The following is an 8,951-nucleotide window of genomic DNA, read 5'->3' as shown; positions in this document are numbered from 1 at the left end:
GGGGTTTTGCGCCCATTTCAGCGAAAAGTCCAATGTGAGCCTACAGCTCTTTATTTATAAGGGCTGTAGGGAATGGCTTATTTTCTAACACCCTTCTTAGGCCACCAGTTCGACCATGCTCTCCTCTCTCCAAGGCTCTAAGTTCTCAAGCAGTTTCTCTAGAACAATATTGTCTTTCTGAATACCAAAGGTGTAATTACCGGCAAGTTGGATATGACGCCATGCGACTGGAGATAAACCCGCTATCAGATTCACCACCTCCTGATTACCTTCTTGCTCAAACTTATCAATCAGACTGGATAGCAAGGCCGAGTTATAATAAATGATGCAGTTAGCAATAATTCTCGCACAATCATTCCATTGATCTATCTGATAATCATTACCTCCACGGAATTGATTTCCATTGATTGAAGCAATAGCTCGACGTAGTTGGTGGTAGGCTTCGCCACGGTTCAAAGCTTGCTGGACAAACTGTCGCAGGACTTTATCGTCAACATAATCGAGTACATAAAGGCACTTAATGATTCGGTCATACTCTCTAAGTGCGGCTAATGTTCGACTGTTCTGTTTACCATTCGACAGCTTGGTAATGATCGTACTTTGTGTCGTTGTCTTACGACTTAACGAGCAAATGATCCTTTGAATATTTTCCCACTCACGTTTGATTAGTGAGGTGTTAAACGGTCGGCGCAGCTTTAATGATACGGCTTCTCCATGCTCTATTTCGAACAAATCATGGAAGACATATTTAAATTTGGCGTATCGTGGCGCGAATTGGTAACCAAATAAGTCAAGGATCGCAAAGTTGACGTTATTGACCCCATGAGTATCGGTTGCTAACGCTTTAGGCTGAATATCGCTGCTATTGTTATAGAGCAAATCAAAAGCATGATGTCCTTCATACTCGTTAGCTGAAATTATCTTGGTGTTGATTGGCACATGGTTTGACACCAACGTTAGGGCGGATACCCCTTTACCCTTACGGAAGTATTTTGCTGAAAATCGAGCTTTGAATGTATTGATACGGCAGGCATGCTTTTGACCATCAATACTACCAAAGGGGGTGGACTCATTGATTGTGTAATGTTTAAAGATTGGAAGTTTTGCCAGCGAATCTGAAATCACATCATTGGCATCGCTTGTCGTCTCCGGCCGAATATACCCATCATTTACGGCCCTCAGAACACCAATGGCTCGATCAGATATCGATGACATATGATGCAATCCATAATTAGAGCCATTGCCAAAGATACAAGCGAGTAAGTCTTCTTCTCTCGCCTTACTCCCTAGCTTCTTAGTTCCGATACTTTTGAAGGCATCTAAGTAACCGGTTCTCTGATTTACGTAATCCATAATTTCGATAATGCCCATATGTTGAAGTTGGTTGTAAATCGGGTTATCAAGATCGTCTTTCCAACGCTTATTGGCTAACTTCCAAGTGAGCTGGTTGGTGCGAGGTTGATGGATAACAAAATCATTGGCTCCATCATTGATATTACGGCTGACTTGAGACATTTTGTGACGTACGGATTTTGTTAATGTCGCAAGGGTTTGCTCGATAGGAGCAATCAACTTATCTAACCCTGTATTGGCAACAAGATTTTCATTCTTTTTCCATTCAGTTATAGGGATAAGATCATCTTCGAGACGTTTGTTTTTCGCACTTTCATTAACAAATATATGGTTGCTATCAAGCATTCGAGAGACTTTCTGGTACAAGTAATGTTCAAAACGTCGATAGTTAACGCCTTCCTTATCAACGATATAGTCTTTGTCCTGCTTAAGAAGTAACCTTTGGTCTGCAGTACAAAGGTGCTTTTCTTTTTGAAGCTCTGATTTTGCTACTTGTAATTGCGTAGAAAGTAATGTCTGACCGGGTTCACATTCAATATCTATCGCTAGAAAAAGGGGTCTAATCGAGTTTGAGATCTTTCTATATTGGCTGTCAATGTATTGCCACTCGTATTGTCGCTTATCAAAATTTTCCTTATTTAAGTGCTGACTAATGAGCTGGATTTCATCTTTGGAGAGCTTTTCAAAGGCATTTTGCCGAATATCACCAAATTGAGTCTGGTCACTGACGGAGTCATCGACAAATAGTCCAAGGAGGTGACCGGCGTGGGTCAACTTGTCTCTGACCACTTCAAGCTCATCTGCAATCCGTTGTTTAGCGGCGGCAGAGGCGGATTCCCTTAGTTTTCTGGTCACATATTGAAAAGCAGTGACTAACTTATCATTCGTTTCTTGATAACGAAAAAACAAGTAGCACACGATGTATAGCATCCCTTGCCATTCAGGAGAACGGCGGATCTTATAGATAGATTGGTGTCGAATAATAGACGCGTAGTACGTTAAGTTTCCTTGCGATAACCCTAGTTCATTGATGAGTCCTTTTATCTCCTGATACACACTTCTTATTGTATTGTGCGTTTCAATTTCACGCATGAGTTCCGATGGGGTGAAGTCTTTCGCTGAGCCTTTCTGCGCAGAAAGTTGATTCAAGCGCCCTTTGGTATGCAGTATTTTTTTAAGTTGCATATGAGTGGTGTCTGACATGGAGCTTGAGAGAATGGACTCTGTCCTCTTCCTCTCACTGGCTAGGACGGACGTGATCATGGTTTGTAATGTTGAATAAGCGGCTAAGCCAATGCGTTTTTGGCCAAAGAAGGCTAAGCATTCATCAAAAATATACTTGGGATAGGTGCAAATCGTTGCCACATCTTGTAGACGTTCTAGCAGCGATTTTTCATCTACCTTAGAGAATCGAGTAAATCCAAGGATTTCGTACATCTTCAATATCAATGTTGCTCGAGTACTTTTGGCAATGAGCGGGTATTTGGGTTTTCTGGTTGGAAAGTAAGTCGCGTAAAGGTAATCGACGTCTTGCTTAACATCTCGCAATCTGAACTTCGGTACGACTGGCTTAGCTCGGAAGTACCCAATAAGAAGCAGTAAGTAGATTCGAGTTTCAACCTTCCCCAAGTTTGATAGCACCTTCTCTATACGAGGATCTACCGAAAAATACTCTTCCCGCTCACTTTGGTTAAAGACGGGGCGTGAATACAGATCATGAACCTCTTGATCTGTCAGAATTTGAATTCGGCTTGGCTTAACAGTTTGCATCGTTCCCTTTTTCATATCAGCCCAAGTAGGAGGACATCATACTAGAGGTCGGATTGGACAATCGATGTTTTATGTGAAACTTAAGTATACCTATACGTCATGCCATAAAATTGACATCAAAACCTCTTTTGTCATAACCTATTTGTCACACACAATAAGATCATTACTTAACTGTCACTTTGAGAGAATTATGTACATCTTTGGTTACTTAAGAGCATCAACCTCTGATCAGAATGCAAAACGAGCGCAAAGGGCATTACAGGAGTTTGTACAGCAAAAAGGCTTCCGTATAGCAGGCTGGTATATTGAGAATGAATCGGGAGCTTCATTGCAAAGACCTGAACTTCTGCGATTGCTTGATGATACAGCTATAGGCGATGCAATCATCATTGAGCAAATTGATAGGCTCTCTCGCCTTGATGAAGAAAGTTGGTTCAAATTAAAAGAAATGTTGAACCAAAAGGAACTCAAGGTTATCAGTCTAGATTTACCGACCAGTCACATTGCCTTCTCCCCTCAAATTACGGATGAATTTACAAGATCGATGATCAAAGCAATCAATAGCATGATGATGGATATGTTAGCCGCTATCGCGAGAAAAGATTACCAAGACCGTCGCCGCCGGCAAGCTGAAGGGATCAGGAAGGCTCAAGAAGAGGGAAAGTATCGTGGAAGACAAGCTGACCTCCAGCTTCACGAAAAAATCTATCAGTTAAGAGTTATCAACGGGTTAAGTATTAGTGATACCGCGAAATTGACGAATGTGTCCACTAGAACGGTAATTCGAGTAGCAAAGAAGCTAAAAAATGAACGCTTAGATGTCCAAAACAAAGGAGCTTGCTCGCTTTAAGCTGTACTAGCTCAGGCTTGAACTGACAGAACCGCTTTTTTAGGACTATACTTTTCTGATGTGCTTAACTTCAACATCACTTGAACCAATAAGATGTCCATATTGCCAAGTAGAATTTTCAATCTACACGGACGGTTTTTTTGATTTCCGAGTCAGCAATGTAGGCATTACCAGCATTTACACAACTAGATGCCCTTGTTGCAAAAATGGTATTAAGCTTCAATGCCCTAATGGAGCAATCATATCCAACTTCCCTCCCAGTAATGCTGCTAAAGCTGAACTATGGCATTGATAGCTCAAGTACGCATTACTGGATTTATATTACGGGCAGCGTTTGTAAAGCGATTCTTTCTCCTAGCATGTACGACGCGACTGCGCCGACAATGAGCCACTCAGTCGCCTACCTTTTCCTTCACGTAAGCAAATTATCCCCCTCAACATAAATCTACCACCTAATTAGATACCAAAGTTTACAGATTTGGGGGCTTTTTCACAGACCTTAATAAATAAAGGGCTGGCGGCTTACATTGGACTTTTCGCTGAAATGGGCGCAACTCCCCATATAGAAGCCAGCTACAGACTATTTATAACATTTGTACCCACCCTAAGCCCCACAAACCTTAGGTCCCAAAAAGTGCGCACGCTAAGTAGAGATATCACGGTCATATCAACCAGCAACCATCAAACACAGATAAAAAAGAGACGTTCTTAAAGGTGTCTCAAGTGGTCAGCATTCCAACAGATAGCGATCCATTGAAAATACACAGCCAAACCCTTATATAAATTGAAAGACGGACGCTTTGCAGACCGCTACCCAAAGCCATCCATATCGTGATTAACGATCAATCCAATAACACGGACGACAAGTCATCCACTCTCTCAATTATTGATGGAATTATGCAAATAAGAAGAGACTTTCAGTATTACCATTCATTACACACACTGATCACCCATAGCCTACTGCATCTGTTGTGTCAGGTATCATTGAGTTCACGTTATGTCCCAACGGCCAAACGCAATGAGATATTATTGAAATATCTCAAGCCCAAACTTAACGATCGTTCATTAAGCCACATCAAAAAAGATGTGCGCTTAATGATTCAAACCGCAAGACACAAACAAGGGAATTTGGAGAGAAAATTGTACCAATTAAATGATAAGGCTAATCACACTAAAATGCTTGGCGCAGAGAAGCTGTATTCATTACTGGTGTATTTGTATGACACAGAAGGTTTGGAATCCCAGTTATTTGAAGAAGGTGGCCAAGCAAAACCCGGCATTCTTTACCTAGTCGAGGAGCAGATTGAACATTGTTTCGACTCCAATCAGGGTCAAGTCGCTCCGCTTTCCATGCTGATTCAACTAGAACGCGCTCCTGAGCTAATTGATAGTATCAACCACCACGGTTACTTTATCGCAGAGCTGAAGGAATGGAATACGGATACGCATCAAGCCCATATACTGCTCCACCCTGTCACTTAGCACTGAAGAACCATGGCAAGCAAAGAAGAAAGAACGGCCCTATTTTTAACCAAATCCAAGGAAAAATATGGCGACCTATACGACTATTCAAAAGTTCAGTATGAAAACAGCCGGATCCACGTTACCGTCATTTGCTCTCATCACGGTGATTTTCATGTTTCCCCTGACAATTTTCTATCTCGTGAAATAGGCTGCCCTCTATGTAGTCGCGAGAGCACAAGACAAAAAAGACGAGAAACCTACACTCAAAGAGTGGCAGAAAAAGGTTGCGGTACCAATCAATTCAATGTGCGAGGTTACCAGACCCAGTACATCGATTTATTGAGAAAAATCTTTGGATAATAGCGCTCTGTTGTCCATCGTTATTTAAAATGGTTTGTATAATCGAGTATAAAAAATCACCCCGCTTATAAACAATGATCTTTGCATTGCCATACGCACAACCACAATGCATCAACGTCATTAAACGGAACGGCCATCACTTCTATGTGGTTAGTGCCTGTTGCTCTCAATCAAGCTTACTCTTTAATACTGACCGATTTTTTCATACTGACTCTTGATTGATGTTTGTGAATACGAGCACGGGCATACCGTCTGTCTTTCTCCATTAATGCTTCCGCAGGGAGAGCATATAAATCATACCGATGAGTGTACGTTAAACACGCTTGATAATACGCTAACGATGAGGTCCAAGACAAAATCGCTTGCTGTAGGTAAGTAATCGGCAACGGTTTATCCTTCAACGTTCGGTACGACTCTAATATCAGACTACCAGCGCCAATAGAGAGCGGTCTGACCTCGTTAAAGACGGGATAATGCTGTTTCAGATAAGACAGTGCCTGTTGCACTCGTTCTTCCCGTTTTTGAGCCGCGGCCTGCTTTTCAATATCGATACGATTTTGCTTGGCTTTGGTTTGCGCCTCCAACCTAGTTTTCTCTTCACTTTGTTGAACAAATGCTTTTTTGTCAGTCTCTGCCATAATACTCTGAGATTGGTTTCGTTTGGAGCGTTGAAGCGTTCCTTTTAACATACTGCTCCCTGACCTAATAAAACGACTCTATTGTTCATTGGTGTTATAGTAGTTTTGAAGTTATAAGAGAAGAGAATCCCTATTATCATCTGGGTTGTTCACTTCCACTGCGGTATGTTATTCAAATTAGAACACTCTCAACCCAATTTCCCTTTAACTATGAAATCAGACAAAACCATTAAAGTACGAGTCACCCATGATGAGTATTTAACCCTCATGAAGCGCAGCACCCGACTTCGCTTAGCGACCTGGATGCGCGAGCATTGTTTAGGGCTCACAGCCTTACCGACAGCAGAGCAAGAAGAGTCCCTACTACATCGACTTTCAAACATTGAGTGTGAACTGCAACACCTTCTCCCCCAAGTCCGGAACGACGACAAGGAAATATTAACTAAAATTCATAATGACATCAGTACCTTGATACTGTCTCACTTAGCCAGCGAAGAGCATGTACCTGTAGAAGCCTATGACACCTTATCTAGCAAGTCACCAAAAGCACATTTACCTGAAACAGCACCATTGGGCATGGGTACAAAGTATGACTAATCAGGTCAACATCCACCCTATGCTGAGCACAGTAGTCGCTATTTATCCCTGTCTCTCGTGACGGTATGACAAGAGACTAATCTCCCCAACCATCAAATTCTAACTTACTTTGAAGTTTTTCAAGGCCTTCCAACTGTATCTGTCTTACTCGCTCTTTCGACATACCAAACTGTTCTCCTAAACATTGCAACTTCTTCACCTCTTGACCGAATAAACCATATCGAGAAATGAGAATATCTTGGTGCCGCTTAGGAAGGCTTAACACCGTTTTCTCGAGCGCGCTCATTAGACGAGCATCATCATAAACACTCACTGGCTCAGGAATATGCTCTGAACGACACGTCTCCAAACTCTTATGGTGAGAGGGTTCAACATCCACCGATGCCTTCACAGCAATGCATCCGCTCAACTGAACCAAATTATCAACATGTATCGGGGTTAATCCAGTATTGTTTACAATGTCTTTCAGTGAAGGCGAATGATTAAGACGAGATTCCATCTCATGAGTTTGACGCCACAATCGATGAACTTCTTTGATACGATGAATAGGCAATCTCACCAGTCTATCTCTATTCATGATAGCCGATTCAATACTTTCTCTTATCCACCACACCGCATAAGTACTAAACCGACACTCCTTACTTAAATCAAACTTATCGACCGCTTTCATCAAGCCTACATTCCCTTCGGCAATAAGATCTAAAAAGGTATGATGACTCAGAGTGCGTTTCGTGTACTCTCTTGCGACTTTCACAACCAATCGAAGGTTTGAAGTGATCATCACATCTCTCGCGGTCTGGTCTCCTTTTTGCGACAAAGCAAGATAGTGACGTTCTTGTCCAACATTCAACAGATCCTTCTTCGTGATATCTTGGAGATAGTAAGAGTACAGACTTCCACCTTGTTGCTTTTTTCTATCCATATCATTATTTCCCTAGCCAGTATTTCCTGTTAATTATATATTCACATAATGGCATATTTAACATATAGATAACGCATTGAAAATCGTTAGGAGGAACGCACCTACTAGAGTCAAGATATGGACGACAAGAACTGACACTATTGCTTAAAATGATGTCGTTTCACCCTATATCACTAAGTAGTGAGAGTAATGAACGAAAATGTTCAACCGTTGAGTTCATGGTTAAGAAACTCAATCATAACCATCAAGGCCGTTTACGAGGTAAATATCCAGTTTGAATTGTGACAGTTTACTGCAGATTTAAGGTCAGATTGTTTTATAGACAATGTGGGTGTTTTTTCTACTAAATTACTGGATTTAGACGGACTTATCCTACGCTGCCACGCCTAATCGCCGCGCTTCACGCATGCTCATTCGACGATTATCCAGTAGTTGGTCATTTTGGGGGCCTTTCATAAAACCTGTAAATTCCATTCTGCCTCCGCATAGCACACACTGGTATGGATCGTTACCTGTAAACCCTTTGTATTGTTTGGCATACGTGAGGGGGTCAGCCTGTTTCAAACTCTTCTTTTCTAAAGCTAAATACACCAAAGGAAGTAGACGACCACGCTTTCTATTAGATAGAAAACCGTAGTAACGCACCATTTTAAAATGGTGCTGTGGGGTATGACTCACGTACCGCAATATCATCTCTTCTTGCGTCAACGTCTTTGTTTTATGCGTTCCGTCTCGATGGTCTAGATACTTAAAAACCACCGTACCCCCGCCATAATGACGCAGCCTTGATGCGGATATCGGTGGACGCTTCAGATAACGACCCAGATAATTCACCGTTTGCTTTAGCTCTTTTGTCTTTTTGGCAAAGTGAATATTCCAGTAGCGTTGATATTGACGCTCTAGAAAGACGTTCCATTGACGGGAATCTTGAATGTGATTGGTGGTCGATGTGGATAAGTTGAGGTCGCTGTATTTTTGTCTGAGAAGCCTGATGAGA

Annotated in this window: 8 protein-coding genes; 4 read left to right on the top strand and 4 right to left on the bottom strand. The window is 41.8% G+C overall.

All coding sequences use genetic code 11. From position 1 onward, the window contains the following. Window positions 1-96: 96 nt before the first annotated feature. The gene (locus tag ACU01J_RS20970) at window positions 97-3,123 is read right to left on the bottom strand and encodes a Tn3 family transposase (protein WP_481087384.1); all 3,027 of its coding nucleotides are present in this window, start codon (window positions 3,121-3,123) and stop codon (window positions 97-99) included. 190 nt (window positions 3,124-3,313) lie between these two features. Between ACU01J_RS20970 and ACU01J_RS20965 the strand changes: the two genes are divergently transcribed. The 3 genes from ACU01J_RS20965 (at window position 3,314) to ACU01J_RS20955 (ending at window position 5,797) form a co-directional block, all read left to right on the top strand. Continuing rightward, window positions 3,314-3,973, top strand: coding sequence for a recombinase family protein (locus ACU01J_RS20965; protein ID WP_481087385.1), 660 nt, complete (start codon window positions 3,314-3,316; stop codon window positions 3,971-3,973). Window positions 3,974-4,870: 897 nt separating this feature from the next. Continuing rightward, on the top strand, window positions 4,871-5,455 hold the full coding sequence (locus ACU01J_RS20960) for a DUF2913 family protein (RefSeq protein ID WP_481087383.1): 585 nt from the start codon (window positions 4,871-4,873) through the stop codon (window positions 5,453-5,455). Window positions 5,456-5,467: 12 nt separating this feature from the next. Further along, window positions 5,468-5,797 carry a hypothetical protein gene (locus ACU01J_RS20955; RefSeq protein ID WP_481087382.1) on the top strand — a complete coding sequence of 110 codons (330 nt, stop codon included), beginning with the start codon at window positions 5,468-5,470 and terminating at the stop codon, window positions 5,795-5,797. A gap of 176 nt (window positions 5,798-5,973) precedes the next feature. Here the strand turns inward: ACU01J_RS20955 and ACU01J_RS20950 are convergent, their stop codons facing one another. Continuing rightward, complete coding sequence (locus ACU01J_RS20950) at window positions 5,974-6,486, bottom strand: ProQ/FINO family protein (protein WP_481087381.1); 513 nt, start codon at window positions 6,484-6,486, stop codon at window positions 5,974-5,976. Between the two features lie 159 nt (window positions 6,487-6,645). On the opposite strand from ACU01J_RS20950, the gene ACU01J_RS20945 reads away from it, so the two are divergent. Then, window positions 6,646-7,032, top strand: a complete 387-nt coding sequence (locus tag ACU01J_RS20945; protein ID WP_481087380.1) for a hypothetical protein — start codon at window positions 6,646-6,648, stop codon at window positions 7,030-7,032. Between the two features lie 76 nt (window positions 7,033-7,108). On the opposite strand, the gene ACU01J_RS20940 is transcribed toward ACU01J_RS20945, so the two are convergent. Together ACU01J_RS20940 and ACU01J_RS20935 are read right to left on the bottom strand one after the other, a co-directional pair. Beyond that, entirely contained in the window at window positions 7,109-7,954 is an 846-nt protein-coding gene (locus ACU01J_RS20940; RefSeq protein ID WP_481087379.1) for a sigma-70 family RNA polymerase sigma factor, read from the bottom strand. Between the two features lie 372 nt (window positions 7,955-8,326). Further along, window positions 8,327-8,951 (bottom strand): IS91 family transposase (locus ACU01J_RS20935; protein ID WP_481087323.1); only part of this gene is annotated, 625 nt, incomplete at its 5' end.

Source organism: Vibrio sp. 2433-A1, assembly GCF_056726085.1.
Note: the sequence above shows the minus strand (reverse complement) of the source record. Positions and strands in the feature narration are given on the sequence as shown.

What these genes read in the sequence shown, in the direction of transcription:
- ACU01J_RS20970 (WP_481087384.1), bottom strand. Translation starts at nt 3,123, where the DNA reads ATGCAAACTGTTAAGCCAAGCCGAATTCAAATTCTGACAGATCAAGAG.
- ACU01J_RS20965 (WP_481087385.1), top strand. Translation starts at nt 3,314, where the DNA reads ATGTACATCTTTGGTTACTTAAGAGCATCAACCTCTGATCAGAATGCA.
- ACU01J_RS20960 (WP_481087383.1), top strand. Translation starts at nt 4,871, where the DNA reads ATGCAAATAAGAAGAGACTTTCAGTATTACCATTCATTACACACACTG.
- ACU01J_RS20955 (WP_481087382.1), top strand. Translation starts at nt 5,468, where the DNA reads ATGGCAAGCAAAGAAGAAAGAACGGCCCTATTTTTAACCAAATCCAAG.
- ACU01J_RS20950 (WP_481087381.1), bottom strand. Translation starts at nt 6,486, where the DNA reads ATGTTAAAAGGAACGCTTCAACGCTCCAAACGAAACCAATCTCAGAGT.
- ACU01J_RS20945 (WP_481087380.1), top strand. Translation starts at nt 6,646, where the DNA reads ATGAAATCAGACAAAACCATTAAAGTACGAGTCACCCATGATGAGTAT.
- ACU01J_RS20940 (WP_481087379.1), bottom strand. Translation starts at nt 7,954, where the DNA reads ATGGATAGAAAAAAGCAACAAGGTGGAAGTCTGTACTCTTACTATCTC.